General features: G+C 72.1%; 11 protein-coding genes. 4 read left to right on the top strand and 7 right to left on the bottom strand.

Translation table 11 applies throughout. The features are described 5' to 3' along the window. Positions 1 to 128: 128 nt before the first annotated feature. The 3 genes from fxsT to WME85_RS23280 all read right to left on the bottom strand — a co-directional run bounded on the left by fxsT (position 129) and on the right by WME85_RS23280 (position 5,745). On the bottom strand, positions 129 to 2,999 hold the full coding sequence (fxsT, locus tag WME85_RS23270; RefSeq protein ID WP_437841047.1) for an FxSxx-COOH system tetratricopeptide repeat protein: 2,871 nt from the start codon (positions 2,997 to 2,999) through the stop codon (positions 129 to 131). Positions 3,000 to 3,145: 146 nt separating this feature from the next. Then, positions 3,146 to 4,222, bottom strand: a complete 1,077-nt coding sequence (locus WME85_RS23275; protein ID WP_437841049.1) for an ATP/GTP-binding protein — start codon at positions 4,220 to 4,222, stop codon at positions 3,146 to 3,148. A 26-nt stretch (positions 4,223 to 4,248) separates the two neighbouring features. Next, positions 4,249 to 5,745 carry an SIR2 family protein gene (locus WME85_RS23280; protein WP_437841051.1) on the bottom strand — a complete coding sequence of 499 codons (1,497 nt, stop codon included), beginning with the start codon at positions 5,743 to 5,745 and terminating at the stop codon, positions 4,249 to 4,251. Between the two features lie 223 nt (positions 5,746 to 5,968). Between WME85_RS23280 and WME85_RS23285 the strand changes: the two genes are divergently transcribed. Together WME85_RS23285 and WME85_RS23290 are read left to right on the top strand one after the other, a co-directional pair. Next, entirely contained in the window at positions 5,969 to 6,931 is a 963-nt protein-coding gene (locus tag WME85_RS23285; RefSeq protein ID WP_437841053.1) for a formylglycine-generating enzyme family protein, read from the top strand. Positions 6,932 to 6,999: 68 nt separating this feature from the next. Beyond that, positions 7,000 to 7,932, top strand: coding sequence for a metallophosphoesterase family protein (locus WME85_RS23290; protein ID WP_437841055.1), 933 nt, complete (start codon positions 7,000 to 7,002; stop codon positions 7,930 to 7,932). A gap of 261 nt (positions 7,933 to 8,193) precedes the next feature. Here WME85_RS23290 and WME85_RS23295 read toward each other — a convergent pair whose 3' ends face one another. Then, a complete protein-coding gene (locus WME85_RS23295; protein WP_061613859.1) occupies positions 8,194 to 8,400 on the bottom strand; it encodes a cold-shock protein in 207 nt (68 codons plus the stop codon). 990 nt (positions 8,401 to 9,390) lie between these two features. On the opposite strand from WME85_RS23295, the gene WME85_RS23300 reads away from it, so the two are divergent. Further along, the gene (locus WME85_RS23300) at positions 9,391 to 11,469 is read left to right on the top strand and encodes an ATPase, T2SS/T4P/T4SS family (protein ID WP_437841057.1); all 2,079 of its coding nucleotides are present in this window, start codon (positions 9,391 to 9,393) and stop codon (positions 11,467 to 11,469) included. A 51-nt stretch (positions 11,470 to 11,520) separates the two neighbouring features. Continuing rightward, a complete protein-coding gene (def, locus tag WME85_RS23305; RefSeq protein WP_437760375.1) occupies positions 11,521 to 12,033 on the top strand; it encodes a peptide deformylase in 513 nt (170 codons plus the stop codon). 69 nt (positions 12,034 to 12,102) lie between these two features. On the opposite strand, the gene ribD is transcribed toward def, so the two are convergent. From ribD to fabF, 3 genes are read right to left on the bottom strand one after another with little or no spacing between them, the layout of a single operon-like run. Beyond that, positions 12,103 to 13,248, bottom strand: coding sequence for a bifunctional diaminohydroxyphosphoribosylaminopyrimidine deaminase/5-amino-6-(5-phosphoribosylamino)uracil reductase RibD (ribD, locus tag WME85_RS23310; protein WP_437841059.1), 1,146 nt, complete (start codon positions 13,246 to 13,248; stop codon positions 12,103 to 12,105). 16 nt (positions 13,249 to 13,264) lie between these two features. Beyond that, complete coding sequence (gene nrdR / locus WME85_RS23315; RefSeq protein WP_437841061.1) at positions 13,265 to 13,726, bottom strand: transcriptional regulator NrdR; 462 nt, start codon at positions 13,724 to 13,726, stop codon at positions 13,265 to 13,267. 24 nt (positions 13,727 to 13,750) lie between these two features. Beyond that, on the bottom strand, positions 13,751 to 14,995 hold the full coding sequence (gene fabF, locus WME85_RS23320) for a beta-ketoacyl-ACP synthase II (RefSeq protein WP_437311639.1): 1,245 nt from the start codon (positions 14,993 to 14,995) through the stop codon (positions 13,751 to 13,753). Positions 14,996 to 15,016 lie beyond the last annotated feature (21 nt).

The raw sequence follows: 15,016 nt of genomic DNA on the forward strand, positions 1-15,016 counted from the left end.
ACAACCGAGACGCAGAGGACGCCGGGGCCCCTCCCCTGGCGCCCTCTGCCTCGCGCTACGTGCGCCGCGGCGCCGCCGGCGATGCGCGCCGCGGCGCCGCCAGTGGCGCGCGCTCGCCCCGCGGGCGCTCAGGTCGCTTCGACGCTGCTCCCGAGCGCGTCGCCGAGGCGCGCGAGGTTCCGCGAGAAGATCTGCACGGACGGGTGCGTCGGCCCGAGCGCCTTCGTGGCGATGGCGACGGCGCGCTCGATCTGCTGCCAGGCGCCCGATAAGTCGCCCAGCGCCTGCAGCACGCGGCCGAGGTTGTTCACGATGCTCGCCACGACCGGGTGGTCCGGGCCGTAGGTCGCCTGCGCGATGCCGAGCGCCCGCTCCAGCTGCTCGCGCGCCCCGGGCAGCTCGCCGAGCGCCTGAAGCACGCTGCCGAGGTTGTTGCAGCCGATCGCCACCGCGGGGTGGTCCGGGCCGTAGGTCGCCTCGGCGATCTTCAGCACGCGCGCGAAGTTCGCCCGCGCCCCCTCGAGGTCGCCGAGATCGCGCAGCACGCTGCCGAGGTTGTTGATGTCCCGCGCGACGTCCGGGTGATCCGGGCCGTAGGTGTCCTCGACGATCGCGAGCGCGCGCTCGAAGTCGGCGCGCGCCCCGGCGAGGTCGCCGAGATCGCGCAGCACGCGCCCGCGGTTGTTCAGCGCCAGCGCGAAGCGCGGATGGTAGAGGCCGTAGGTGTGCTCATCGATCTTGAGCGCCTCCTCGAACTGCTCGCGCGCGCCCTTCAGGTCGCCGAGATCGTGCAGCAGCCGGCCGAGGTGCGTGCGCCCGATCGCGACCGTCGGGTGATCCGGCCCGTAGGCGCGGATGTCGATCGCGAGCGCGCGCTCCAGGTACACGCGCGCGCCCGCGAAGTCGCCGAGATCGCGGAAGAGCGCGCCCAAGTTGTTGAGCCGTATCGCGACGCTCGGGTCGTCGGGGCCGTACGTCGCCTCGTCGATCGCGAGCGCGCGCTCCAGGTGCTTGCGCGCGCCCGGCAGGTCGCCCTGATCCATGAGAACGCTGCCGAGGTCGTTCACGTCGCGCGCGACGTCCGGGTGGTCCGGGCCGACGCTCGCGATGTCGATCGCGAGCGCGCGCTCCAGGTGCGCCCGCGCGCCGCCGAGATCGCCGAGGTCGTGCAGGACGCTGCCGAGGCTGCGCAGCACGCGCGCGACCTTCGGATCGTCGTGGCCGAACACCGCCTCGTGCAGCGCGAGGGCCCGCTCCAGGTACCCTTTCGCCTCGGCGAACGCCGCCCGCCCCTGCAGGTAGACGGCGAACCGGGCGAGGAGCCGCCCGCGCACCTCCTTCGCGACGTCGTGGGCCTCGGCCTGGCTCGCCGCGGCGAGCGCGTGCGGCAGCCAGCGGGCGCAGAAGGGCCACGTCTCCACGTCCTCGCTGCTCTCGGGGAACGCGTGGTCGACGAGGCGGACCGCGGCCTCGGCCCACATCCGCCGGTCCTCGGGCGGGAGGCGATCGCGGACGACCGCCTGCACGAGCCGGTGCACCGAGAGCGCGCCCTCGTGCACGTCGATGAACGAGTAGCGGCGCAGCGCGGCGACCGCCTCGTCGAGCATCAGCGGATCGCTCAGCGCCTCCGCGAGCGCCGGCGGCAGGTGCGGCGCGGCGTCGGCGAGGCCCTCGCGCGGGATGTCGTCGGGCGCGAGGAACGCGCACAGGCTCAGGAGATCGACGGCGACGGGCGAGAAGCGCTGCGCCTCCTGGAACGCGAGGCCCCAGGTCGTGGCGACCGGCGTCGGGTAATCCATCGGGACGCCGCGGAGCAAGAGCTCGCGCTGATGGTCGCCGAAGACGGCGTGGTAGGTCGCGATCGACGACCTCGTCTCCTTGATGGTCGCCGCCGCCTGCACCAGCGCGAGCGGCAGATCGCCGAGCGTCTCGGCGAGCTTCTCCGCGGCCCGCTCGTCGCTCTGCCCGGTCCGGCCGAGCAGGAACTTCACCGAGTCGGCGCGATCGAGCGCCGGCACGGTGAGCGGCGTGGCGATGCCGCGGAAGCTCGGGTTGCGCGACGTGATCAGGATGTGCCCGGTGCGCGGGTGCGGGAGGTACGGGGCGACGTCCCTCGGGTCGTTGACGTTGTCGAAGATGAGGAGCCACTTGTCGTTGCGGCTCAGCCACGAGCGGACCGCCTCGATCGCGATCCGCTGGTCGGCCTCGTTCTGCTCCGGCAGGTCGAGCGCCACGGCGAGGCGGGCGAAGTCCTCGGCCGTCGTCGCCGGCTCCTCGGCGCGGACCCACCAGACGACGTTGTACTGGTTCGCGTACCGGTGCGCGTACTCCGCGGCGACCTGCGTCTTGCCGATCCCGCCGAGGCCGCTGATCGCCTGCGTGAGCGCCGCGGGCCCGCCGGTGGTGAGCGCGCTCCGCAGCTCGTTGAGCAGCTGGTCGCGCCCGGTGAAGCTCGGGTTGCGCGGCGGCAGCTTCTTGATGTGCGGCTCCGCGTCGGGCGAGCTCGAAGGCCGCCGGACGACCGGCCTCTGCGTGGGCGGCTCCGTCTCGCGGACGGCGCTCCGGATCCCCTTCGCGATCTCGGTGAACGCCTCGCTCTGGTTGGGGTAGCTCGTCACGGGCCGCGCGCCGTTCGGCAGCGGCTCCAGCTTGCCGAGCGGCGTCTTCTCCCAGGCGCAGGGGCGCAGGATGACGGGGATGACCCGGCACTCGCCCGCGTCGTGCCGGGCGAGCGCCTCGCGGATCTCGGGCGAGAGCCACGCGTCGGTGTTGAGAAAGTCCGCGCTCACGAGCAGCAGCACGACGCGCGCCTCGCGCAGCCTCGCCGCGATCACCTCCCGCCGCTCCTTCGCCCCGCCGAGCGCGAAGCCCTGGTACGTCCGGATGACCCCTTGCCGCTTGAGCGCGTCGAGGTGCGTCTCGAGCTTGGGCCGCAGGTCCTCGTCCCTGGGGGAGTAGGAGAAGAACACGTCGGCGGGGCTCGTCGCCAAGGCAACCATAGTTCCTCTCGCGGGCCTTAAGGTCTCACGACGGACCTGAAGCGCAACGAGAATACGCGGTCGGGAAAGACCCAGGAAGAGACGGTATATGACGCTCTCGGCGGATACATGTGGGTCGAACCTCCATCTTCTTCGGGGGGTGTGCCTTACGTCGAATCCGGCTCCGTCCTACCTTCGCGTTCCTCTTCCGTGCCAGGGAAGAACCTGCCGGAAGCCTGGACGATGCGGCGCGCCGCTTCCATCCATTGGCGCCGGTCGTCCCGCCGCAGCTGGTTGCGGACGACGATCTTCACGAGGCGGTGGACGCTGAGCGCGTGCGGTCGCACCTCGATCAGCGAGTGCAGCCGCAGCATCGCGATCGCGTCGTCGAGCGCGAGCGGATCGTACTCGCTGAGCGCCCGCCGCGGGATCGCGTCCATCGGCAGGAACGAGCACAGGCTGAGGAGCTCCGCGGCGGCCTGGTGGCTGAACACCGCGGCGAGCGCGCTCTCCCACGCCGTCGCGACGGTGACCGGGAAGCTGACCGGACGCTCCAGCAGCGCGGCCGGGCGCTGGCGGAACAGCGCGAGGTACTCGGCGAGCGGGCGCCCCGTCTCCTCGATGTACGCGCCGGCCTGCGCCAGGGCGAGCGGCAGATCGCCGAGCTCTTCCGCGAGCGCGTCGGCCGCCTCCGCGTCGGTCTCCCCCGTGCGCCGGAGCAGGAAGTTCACCGACTCGGCACGCTCGATGCCTCGCACGTTGACCGTGGTGAGCCCGCGCCAGATGGGGTTCTGCGACGTCGCGAGGATGTGACCGCCGTGCGAGACGCTCGGGACGTATGGCTCGACCTCGACGGGATCGCGCACCCCGTCGAAGAGGAGGAGCCAGCGCCCGCGGCGCCCGAGCCTGTTGCGCACCGCCGCGACAGCGCGCGACGCGTCGAACTGCTCGTGGTCGGGCAGCCGCATCTCGGCGGCGAGCGCGACGAAGGCGGCGTCCATCGTCGCGGCGCTCTGGCCGTCGATCATGAAGACGATGTCGTAGGCGCTGGCGTTGCGGTACGCGTACTCGATCGCCAGCTTGGTCTTGCCGGTGCCTCCGAGCCCGCAGAGCGGCGCCATGCCGCGCTTCGCGAGCGTGGCGCCGATCTCGGCGAGCAGCGCGTCGCGCGCGGCCAGATTCCGGCCTGTCCACGCCGGGACGCTCCAGATCCCGGGGGGCGGCGGCACCTCTGAGTGGCTCACCGGCTGGGCGCCGGCGGTCGGTGAGCCTAGGAGGGGTTTTGGCTGAGCTGCTCGACCTGCTCTCGGATGCCCTTGGCGATGTCGGTGAAGGCCTCGCTCTGGTTGACCCAGCTCGTCACGGGTCGCCCGCCCCTCGGCAGGCTCTTCAGCTTTCCGAAGGGCGCGCCCTCCCAGTCGCAGGCGTCGAGGATGACCGGGATGACGCGCGCTTCCCGCCGCTCATGGCGCTCGATCGCCTTCTGCATCTCGACGTCGTAACAGAAGTCCGACGCCAGGAAGTCCGCGCTGATGAGCAGGAGGATGATCTTCGCCGTCTCGAGGTGCTCGGCGATCGCCAGGTCGCGCTCCTCGCCCGCGCCGATCTCGCCGTCGTGCCAGCCGCGGATCACGCCCTTGTGCTTGAGGATGGCGAGGTGCGTCTCGAGCTTGTCGCGCAGCTCGCGGTTGCTCTCCGAGTACGAGAAGAACACCTCGATCGGGCTCGCCGGCGGCTCGGAGGCCCGCTCGCGCCGCGGCGCATCGATCGCCCCGGGGATCGTGACCGTGTCGTCGTAGGCCGCCAGGTCGGACGGGAGATCGTACGACGGGAAGCCGAGCGGCGACGACGACGAGGGCGGCAGCTCCAGGTCGGGGATCGGGGGCGGCACGATCGAGCGCGACGCGCGCGACGCGCTCGCGCGCAAGCGGGGCGCGCTCATGCGCTCGAGGATCGCGAGCGCCCTGTCGTGGCTGCCGTCGGGCGTGTCGTAGGGGATGAGACGGAAGCCCATGCCCACGAGCATCGCGCGCCGGTACGGCGTCAGGCTCGCGCTCGGGACGAGCAGGAAGCGGGGCGGCGGCGAGCTGCCCGACAGCGCGTGGATGTCCGACAGCATCTCGTCGAAGTTGCTGTCGGCGCGCCCGAAGCCGATGAAGAGCACGGGGCACTTCGAGAGCACGGCCGTGAGCGACCTGCGGACGTCGGGGGCCGCGATCGACGCGAGGAAGCGCTCGCGCGCGAACACCCAGCTGGTCGGCTCCTTCAGCGTGCCGTGCAGCTTGAGGATGAACCGACGGCGCCACGCGACCTCGTCGGTGATGCGCCACATCGTCTCCCACTCGAACGCGAAGGCGCGCTCGAGCAGGTGGTTGAGGTTCGTGGTGAGCACCGCGCGCAGCTTGTCCCGCAGCGCCGCGATCGCGATCGCGATCCGCGGCGGCTCGAGCCCCTCGTCGTCGAGCGCGTCCTCGACGAACGCGTTGAACTCCGCCGCGCCGAGCGCGTGCTCCGCCGCGGCGAGCGCCTCGCTGTAGCGCTGCGATCGCGCGAGCGACGCGACCTCGGCGACGACGACCTCGTCGCCGACCTGCTCGCGCACCCTCTCGACGAGCAGGTCGACGAGCTGGCGCCACGTCGGCAGCCCGGCCGCGGCCGAGATGCCCCCGCCCACGAAGAGCAAGAGCTCTCCGCTCTCGAACGCCTCATGCAGCTCTTCGATCACCGCGGCGTCGACCTCCGCGCTCATCGTGTTCGCGTTATCCATAAGGGTTGGCATCGAGCCCCTCGAGTCTATCGCTCCTCGGCGCCCAGCGCACTTTTGCGGCGCGTCGCGCGCCGTCACGCGGCGTTCGACGCGCGTCGCCAGACCCAGCGCTCGACGGCCGGCGCGCGCTCACGACGTCCCAGACGACTGGCGGCCGCCGCCCCGGTCGAGGTCAGAAGAGGCAGAAACAGTCCGCAAGCCTGGAGCATGCTACGCCTCCGACATGCGTCCGGCGGCCCTCCTCACGCTGGCCACGCTGGCCTCGCTTTTCGCGGTCTCCATGGTCAGCGTGGCTGCCCCTCCGCGCTCGCGCCGCGCCCCTCGCCTGCCCGCGGGCTCGGAGGCCGCGCTCCCGGCGGGCGCCGTCGGCCAGCGCGGGCGCTCGCCGGCGAGCGTCGTCTCGCTGCGCGCGCCCGGCCCCCCTGCCGTCCTCGTGCGCGCGGGCAGCTTCACGATGGGCTCGAGCGAGGTCGAGATCGCGCACGCGGTGACGCTCTGCAAGCTCGAGCCGGCGGGTGAGCTGTGCGTCGACGAGACCGAGGCGGCCTTCGCGAACGAGCTCGTGCCGCACGAGGTGTACCTGTCGGATTTCTGGATCGACCGCACCGAGGTGACCGTCGCCGGCTACCGCCGGTGCGTCTCGGCCGGACTCTGCGCGGAGCCACCCTATGCCTCCGGCGGGCAGCGCTTCGATCGGCCGGATTTCCCGGTGGTCCTCGTCTCGTGGAGCGACGCGCAGCGCTACTGCGCCTGGGCCGGCGGTCGCCTCCCGACCGAGGCCGAATGGGAGCGGGCGGCGCGCGGCCTCGCCGGGCGTCGTTACCCGTGGGGCCATGTCTACAACCCCTTCCACGCGAACCACGGGCGGCTGTCGTACGACGAGCTCGACGGCAGCGACGGCTTCCTCGAGCTCGCGCCCGTGGGCTCGCTCGTCTCCGGGCGGACCCCCGACGGCATCGACGACCTCTCCGGCAATGTCGAGGAGTGGGTCGGTGATTACTACCATCCCGAGTATCCAGGCGGCAGCGCCATGAACCCGCGGGGTCCCGACATGGGCGAGGAGCGCGTGCTGCGCGGCGGGAGCTACATCCAGGGTCGGCCCTGGCTGCGCGGCGCGGCGCGGGGGCACGACCTGCCGACCAGCCGACGCGCGTGGCGCGGCTTCCGCTGCGCGCGCGACGGCTGAGCGGAGCCGCGGGCGTCGAGCCCGCGCGGCGGTTGGCCGCGGCGCGGGAAGAGCCCATACTGGCGCCCGTGAGGATCGCGCACCTCTCTGACTTGCACCTGCTGTCCCTCGAGGGGGCCATCCCGTTCCGGCTGCTGAACAAGCGGCTCACGGGCTACATCAACCTCCGCTTCCGGCGCCGCGCCATCCACAAGCCGCACGCGGTGCACGCGGCGGCGAAGGAGATCCGGCGGCTCGGCGTGGACCACGTCGTGATCACCGGCGACGTCTCGAACCTCGCGCTCGAGCGGGAGTTCGTCCTCGTCCGCGACTTCTTGCAGCGCGACCTCGGGCTTCCTCCCGACCGGGTGAGCGTCGTCCCGGGGAACCACGACGCGTACACCAAGGGCGCGCACCGCTCCCAGCGGTTCACTCAGTACTTCGCGCCCTACCTGCGCTCCGACCTCCCCCTCGAAGCGCCGGAGGCGGGCGACCGAGGCGGCGCCGTGGGCTCGGCTTTCCCCTTCGTGCACCTGCGCGGGCCGGTGGCGTTCATCGGCCTCTCGACCGCGTGGCCGCGTCCGCCGCTGGTGGCCTCGGGGCGGCTCGGCGCGGCGCAGCTGCGCGCGCTGGAGCGCGTGCTCGCGCACCCGGAGGTGCGGCGGCGGACGCCGATCGTGCTCCAGCACCACCCCTTCCACAACCCGGCGAGCCGGGCGAAGACCTTGCTGGAGGGCCTCGGAGACGCGGCGGCGGAGGGGCGGCTGCTCCGGCAGGTCAGCCGCGGCCTGCTGCTGCACGGGCACCTGCACCGGCGCATCCACCGGAAGCTGCACACCGAGCGCGGTCACATCGACGCCGTGGGCGCCGCCAGCGCCTCGCTCCTTCACGACAGCGACGAGCGGATGGCCGGGTTCAACGTCTACGAGGTCGACGACGCGGGGGCGATCAAGGGCATCACGTCCCACCGCTTCGTCCCGGGTCAAGAGGCGTTTCGCGAGGTGCCGGTCCCCGAGCGGTGAGCCCGCCCGGGCGCGTTAACGGAAACGGAAGCGCGCCTTGCCGGAAGAGGAACGCTCGGCGCTCTGCGGAGCGCCCTGTCAGAAGAAAGAGGAACGCTCGGCGGAACGCCGAGCGCCCCACCGGATCGACGCGCAGACAATCCGGCACGCGCAGGACCCGCCTCGCGGGCGCGCGGTGAGATCGAGCTCGGAAGTAAGGTGGATCGAGCGCAGCGGGAGCGCTGCGCGGGCAGTCCGGTGGGGCGCTGGTCAGGAGGCGAATCAGGCGGTGGCGCGCATCACGTTGACCGCCTGGAGACCTTTGGGACCTTCTTTGATCTCAAATTCAACGGTCTCGTCCTCGAACAGACGGCGGCGACCCTCCCCGTTGATCTGCGAATAGTGCACGAAGACGTCAGGGCCAGTCTCCTGCTTGATGAAGCCCCAACCCTTCTCATCGTTGAACCACTTTACCTTGCCAACTGCCATATTTCCTCCACTTCAGAGCTCGTCGATACCCGAGGCGCGCAGGCTGGGATTCGGGAGGAGACCGCCGCTGCGGTCCCTCATTCCGATGCGGGCTTCACTGCTTCCAGCAAACCCCCCTCGTGGACAAATCCGACTTGCGCCGGGCGGCTGCTCAGCCGCTGGTTGATGTGCGTGCGCGGTAACTTCGACGATTCTCCCCGGTCCGAGCGGGCGCCAACGTAAACGGCCCGACGCGCCAAGGTCAAGCGATGATGGTTCGATCGGAGCTTGCTCGAGGCAGTACCCGCCTCACCGGCAGTCCCGCCTTGGAGCAGATCCCGACGCGAGTGGCTCCGCCGTACAGAAGCTCCTGACGGTGAGCACGCGAGGACCATCGTTGAAGGGCGCGGAACGGCGCGCTGCGAAGCACAATTCGCGCAGACGTCAAGATTTGCGCTCTTATCGAAGAGCCCTGTGCGTCGGTCCGCGCCTGGCGCCGCGCTCTCCATGGTGGCCTCGTCACCTCACGCTGCGGACCTCGCGCCTGGGGCGGCGACGCCGTCGCGGCCACCACGACAGCGCGCATGACTCGCGCGCTGCTCATCACGCGCCGCGCGCGGCTCGCCCGAGCGCCGATCGACGCGGCGCGCTCAGGGGGCTCGGCGACCGCCTGGATCGAGCGCCGCAGCGGGCTGCAGCAGAGCGGGCGGCCAGCCCGGGACGCCGCGCCCCTGCGGGAGGCGCCCAGCCTGCCCGGCGACGCACGACCCGCCGACGCGCGCCGACGTGCCGCCGGCATCACAGCTCGGCGGCTCGATCTCCGGGATCGACGCGGCGCGCTCGCCGTGCGCCGCGCCTCCTGAGCGCGGCCGGCGCAGGCGTTGGCTCGGCCCGCTCGCCGCCCGGCAGCAGAAACGAAGGCATCTCGTTGACATGTCTGTTCGAGCTTGCTCGTATGGCGTGGCGAGGGCATCGGGTCTCACCTCCGCCCTGGCCCCGCGAGGCGACGAGATGTTCTCGGTGATCATCAGCGAGAAAGGGGGCGCGGAGCGCCGCGAAACCTTCGACCGGACAGAGATCAACGTCGGTCGCGTGCAGGGCAACGACCTGATGCTGCCGAAGGGCAACGTCTCGAAGCGGCACGCACGGCTGCTCTTCCGCGATGGGCGCTTCATCGTCACCGATCTCAAGAGCACGAACGGCACGTACGTCAACGGCCGGAAGATCGCCCAGGCGACGATCGTCCGCGAGGGTGACAAGATCTACATCGGCGACTTCGTGCTGCGGATCGAGACGGCCGCGGCGGGGACCGCGCCCCCGGACAGCACGGCGCCCCCGGTGCGCGCGGCGGAGGACATGCCCACCGGCGGCGACCCGGCGCACCTGCCCGATCGGGCCCCGCCGTCCGCCGAGAAGGGGCTGCACCGGTCGGCGCCGCTGCCGCTGATCAACGAGAAGGGCGAGCCGTCGCGCACCAGCCAGGGCGTGATCAGCCACTTCCCTCTCGAGAACGATCCGGACGAGTCCGTCGACGCGGGCGCGCTGGTCCCCGGTCCGCCGCGCATCCCCTCGCCTCGCCCGCCCATCGCGCCGGGGGCGAGCGGCACGCCCGTCCCGCCGCTGCCGATCCCGCCGCCGGCGACGCCCAACGCGCCGCCGCCGCGCGATGCGCGCGGCGCTCCCCCGGGCAATCCGACCACGCAGATGGCGCGCCCGTCCCCGACCGCGACCCCGCTGCCGGGGGTCCACCCGAGCGTGGTCCCGATCCCCAGCCGGCGAGCGATCCCGCCCGTCTCGGATCGGGTCGACCGCGGACAGGGCGACTCGGCGCAGGCCGTGGCGCACCGCAGGGCGCTCGGGCGCGTCCTGGAGCGGCTCGCCGACAAGATCGACCTCTCGCCGCTCGACAGCGGCGCGCCGCCGGACGCCGCGCTCGCCCAGCGGCTCGAGCACGCCCTCGCCGAGAGCGCGGAGGCGACGCGGGCGACGGGCGAGCTTCCCCCCGAGGTGGACGCCGAGGCGCTCGTCGCCGACGCGCAGCGGGAGCTCTTCACGCTGGGCCCGCTCGATCGCCTGCTCGACGACACCGAGGTGAGCGAGATCCAGGTGTTCCGCCACGACCACGTGATCGCGATGCACGGGCGCCGTCGCGTCATCGCGGAGGTCGGGTTCAGCAGCGAGCGGGCGGTCGACCGGGTGATCCGCCGGCTGTGCAGGATGGCCCGGCAGCCGCTCGAGGAGGGCGCGAGCTTCGTCGAGCGGCTCCTGCCGACGGGGCGGCGGCTCTTCGCCGTGCTGCCGCCGGCCGCGACGTCCACGCTGGTGATCCGCAAGCCGCAGCGCCCCGACGTCACGCTGGAAGACCTGGTGCGCAACGGGACGATCTCGCGCGCGATGGCCGGCCTTCTCACCCAGTGCGTGCTCGGGCGCGGCAACCTCCTCGTCACGGGGACGCGCGACGCGGGGACGAGCTGGCTGCTCGGGGCGCTCGCGGCCGCGGCGCAGCCCGACGACCGGTTCGTCGTGCTCCAGGACGAGGACGAGCTGGCCCTCGATCAGCCCAACACCCTGTCGATCGCGCTCGGCAGCACGACGGCCGAGCGGACGCGGGCGGTGCAGTCGGCCGCGCGCATCCGGCCGGAGCGGCTCGTGGTGAGCTCGTTCGCTGGCCATGTGGCGGCCGAGGTGGTGGACGCCATCGGCGGCGGCATGGACGGCGTGCTCGCGGCCGCGCGGGCGCCGACGCTGCGGCAGGCCGTGACGCGGCTCCCCGCCGACATCGCCGCGACCCGCCCGGGCATCACGCCGGAGACCGCGCGCGAGTGGCTGGCGTCGTCGTTCGATCTGGCGATCGAGATCGCGCTGCTCCGCGACGGCCGCCACCGGGTGCTCCGCATCGCGGAGCTCGCCGTCGAGAACGGGCAGATCGCCATTCGCGACGTCTTCACGTTCGTGGTCGAGCGGACGGCCGCGGGCGGCGCGCTCGAGGGGACCTTCCACCCTTCCGGGCTGGTGCCGGACATCGTGGAAGATCTTCAGTCCCGCGGGGTCACGGTCGACACCTCGACCTCGTTCCGGCGCAACCGCTAGCACGTCTTGACGGGCGCCGGCCTGGAACGGAGGTTATGCTGTTGAGCAGCCATGGCCATCCGCACCATCCTCCACTATCCCGATCCGCGCCTGCGACAGAAGGCGCAGCCGGTCGGGGACATCACGCCCGAGATCGTGAAGCTTATCGACGACATGGCCGAGACCATGTACGCCGCGCCCGGCGTCGGCCTGGCGGCCACGCAGATCGGGGAGCCACACCGCATCTTCCTCGTTGACATCGCCGCCGACAACGAGCCGAGCAACCTCCTCGTGTTCATCAACCCGGAGATCGTGCGGCAAGAGGGGCAGCAGACCGGCCCCGAAGGGTGCCTGTCGTTCCCCGGCATCAGCGAGGACATCAAGCGCGCCGGGCGCGTCAACGTCCGCGCCCGCGGGCGAGACGGCGCGACGTTCGAGATCGCCGCCGACGGCCTGCTCGCCGTGGCCATCCAGCACGAGCTCGATCACCTCGACGGCGTGCTGATGATCGACCGGATGGGCACGCTGAAGAAGCGCATCGTCCAGCGGAAGATGCAGAAGCGCGGCGCCGAGGCGGCGGGCTGAGTCGCGCGGCTCCCGGCCCGCGCGGCGCGGGCCCGCTCCGCGCGGGCCCGGTCCACGTGGACAGACCGGTCAGCTGCGCGCCGGGAAGGCGAGCGAGCCGCTGACGTACGCGTCGCGGCCGCAGAGCTCCCAGCGGGGATCGACGATCCGGGGCGCGTCCCCGGGGGTGTCCGGGCCGGCCCAGTCGACCGCGCCCGGACGGCCGCGGGGGCCGAGCAGGATCGGGGCGACGAAGGCGTGCAGCTCGTCGGGCAGCCGCGACGCGAGCAGGCTGCCGGCGAGCTCGGCGCCGCCCTCCACGAGGATGGAGACGATCCCCTGGGAGGCGCAGAGGCGCATCGCGGCGGTCACGTCGACCCGCCCCTCCGCGGAGGTCGGCGCGCGCAGGACGACGCAGCCGGCGTCGACGAGCAGCTGCTCTGCCGCCTCGGGCGCGTCGGCGCCCGTGAGCACCCAGGTCGGCACCTCCCGCGCCGTCTGCACCAGGCGCGTGTGGAGCGGCAGCCGGAGCCTCGTGTCGAAGACGAGCCGGATGGGCGTCCGCCCCCCCGGCGTGAGCCCGGGCTCGCGCAGCGTGAGCCGGGGGTCGTCGGCGAGCGCGGTGCCGATGCCGATCGCCACCGCGTCGTGCCGCGAGCGCAACTCCTGCACCTTCGCGCGCGCCTCCGGGCCGGTGACCCACTTCGAGGCACCCGTGCGGGTCGCGATGCGGCCGTCGAGCGAAAGGGCCAGCTTGAGCGCGATGTGGGGGATGCCGGTCGTGACGAACTTGGTCCAGGGCCCGATCAGCGCGCGCGCCTCGGCGCCGCCGACGCCGATCTCGACGGCGAGCCCGGCGTCGCTGAGGCGCTGCGCCCCGCCGCCGACGACCGACGGGTTCGGATCCGGCGCGCCGATGACGACCCGCTTGATGCCGGCGTTCAGCACCGCGTCCACGCAGGGCGGCGTGCGCCCCTCGTGGTTGCAGGGCTCGAGCGTCACGTAGAGCGTCCCGCCGCGCGCCACGTCCCCCGCCATCGCGAGCGCCAGCCCCTCGGCGTGCTCCTCGCCCGCGCGCGCGTGGTGCGCGACGGCGACGACCTCGCCCGCGGTGTTCACCACCACCGCGCCGACCGGGGGGTTCGGCGACGGCATCGCCTTGTGCGCCTCCTCGATGGCGAGGCGCATCATCGCGGCGTCGAACTCGGGATCGGGGCTGGGGAGCTTCGCGGACATCGAAGTGCCGGATCTACTAGGGCGCCTTGGCCTTCACAAGCTTACCAAGCTCGGCCATGAACTGGTCGATATCCCGAAAGGAGCGATAGACGCTGGCGAACCGGACATAGGCGACCTCATCGAGGCTGCGCAGATGGTTCATCACCCGCTCGCCGAGCTCGGTCGACAAGATCTCCCGCCGCTCGGACTCCTGTGCCTCCCGCTCGATCGCGTCGGCGATAGCCTCGATCTGGTCGGTGGACACGGGCCGCTTGTTGCAGGCGATCCGGAGCCCCCGCACGAGCTTCTGGCGATCGAACGACTCGCGCCGGCCGTCCTTCTTGACGACGGTCGGCAGGATGTCCTCGACGCGCTCGTAGGTCGTGAACCTCCGCTCGCACGAGGCGCACTCGCGCCGGCGCCGGATCACCTCGCCCGCGCCGCCAGCGCGGGAGTCGATGACCCGGTCTTCAAGGTGGCCGCAAAATGGGCACTTCATCGAGCCATCCGGCGCGGCGCGCGATCAGTCCTCGAACTTGGAGAGCACGAGCGACACGTTCGTCCCGCCGAAGCCGAAGGAGTTCGACATCACGTGCTTCAAGGGGCGCTTGCGCGAGGTGAACGGCACGTAGTCGAGGGTGCACTCGGGATCGGGATCGTCCAGGTTGAGCGTCGGGGGCACCGCGCCGTCGCGCAGCGCGAGGGCGCAGATCGCCGCCTCGACCCCGCCGGCGCCCCCGAGGAGGTGGCCCATCGCCGACTTGGTGGAGCTCACCCAGAGGCGCTTCGACGCCGCGTGGTCGCCGAAGATCTTGAGGATCGCGCGGGTCTCCTCGATGTCGCCCTGCGGCGTCGAGGTGCCGTGCGCGTTGATGTAGTCGATCGCGTCCGGCGCGAGCCTCGCGTCCTCGAGCGCCATCTTCATCGCGCGCTGCGCCCCGGCGCCCTCGGGCGCTGGCTTCGTGATGTGGTACGCGTCGCACGAGGCGCCGTACCCCACGACCTCGGCGTAGATCTTCGCGCCGCGCTTCTTCGCGTGGGAGAGCGACTCGAGCAGCAGCGACCCGGCGCCCTCGGAGCAGACGAAGCCGTCTCGCCCCTTGTCCCACGGGCGGCTCGCCCGCTGCGGCTCCTCGTTGCGCCGCGAGAGCGCGAACATCGCGCAGAACCCGCCGATGCCGAGGCCGGTGATCGTCGCCTCCGCGCCGCCCGTGAGCATGATGTGCGAGCGCCCACGGCGGATCCACTCGAACGCCTCGCCGAGCGAGTGCGCGCTCGACGAGCACGCGCTCGTGTTGCAGTAGCTCGGGCCCCGCAGGTCGAGCGACAGCGCCACCTGCCCCGCGGCGAGGTTGGCGATGACCGTCGGGATGAAGTAGGGGCTGACCTTGTGGGGGCCCTTCTCGTGCAGCGTGATCGAGTGCTGGTACAGGAACTCGAGGCCGCCGAGGCCGACACCGATGAACGTGCCGCACTGATCGCGGTCCTCCTCGGTGAGCTCGATCCCCGCGTCCTTGATGCACATCTGCGAAGCGGCGACAGACAGATGGGCGAAGCGGCCCATCTCCTTTACCCTCTTCTTGGCGATGTACTCCTCCGCGGCGAAGCCCTTCACCTCGCCGGCGAAGCGGGTGGGAAAGGTGCTCGCGTCGAAGAGGGTGATCGGTCCGATACCGGACTGGCCATCCAGCAAAGATTGCCAGGTGGCCTGCGTCCCGATGCCGTTGGGCGTGACGAGCCCGATGCCGGTAATGACAACGCGTTCCATGGCTCTTCTTGCCCTAGCGCC

The organism is Sorangium sp. So ce1153, from assembly GCF_051521595.1.
GTDB lineage: Bacteria > Myxococcota_A > Polyangia > Polyangiales > Polyangiaceae > Sorangium.

What these genes read in the sequence shown, in the direction of transcription:
- fxsT (WP_437841047.1), bottom strand. Translation starts at nt 2,999, where the DNA reads ATGGTTGCCTTGGCGACGAGCCCCGCCGACGTGTTCTTCTCCTACTCC.
- WME85_RS23285 (WP_437841053.1), top strand. Translation starts at nt 5,969, where the DNA reads ATGCGTCCGGCGGCCCTCCTCACGCTGGCCACGCTGGCCTCGCTTTTC.
- ribD (WP_437841059.1), bottom strand. Translation starts at nt 13,248, where the DNA reads ATGTCCGCGAAGCTCCCCAGCCCCGATCCCGAGTTCGACGCCGCGATG.
- WME85_RS23300 (WP_437841057.1), top strand. Translation starts at nt 9,391, where the DNA reads ATGTTCTCGGTGATCATCAGCGAGAAAGGGGGCGCGGAGCGCCGCGAA.
- WME85_RS23295 (WP_061613859.1), bottom strand. Translation starts at nt 8,400, where the DNA reads ATGGCAGTTGGCAAGGTAAAGTGGTTCAACGATGAGAAGGGTTGGGGC.
- fabF (WP_437311639.1), bottom strand. Translation starts at nt 14,995, where the DNA reads ATGGAACGCGTTGTCATTACCGGCATCGGGCTCGTCACGCCCAACGGC.
- nrdR (WP_437841061.1), bottom strand. Translation starts at nt 13,726, where the DNA reads ATGAAGTGCCCATTTTGCGGCCACCTTGAAGACCGGGTCATCGACTCC.
- def (WP_437760375.1), top strand. Translation starts at nt 11,521, where the DNA reads ATGGCCATCCGCACCATCCTCCACTATCCCGATCCGCGCCTGCGACAG.
- WME85_RS23280 (WP_437841051.1), bottom strand. Translation starts at nt 5,745, where the DNA reads ATGGATAACGCGAACACGATGAGCGCGGAGGTCGACGCCGCGGTGATC.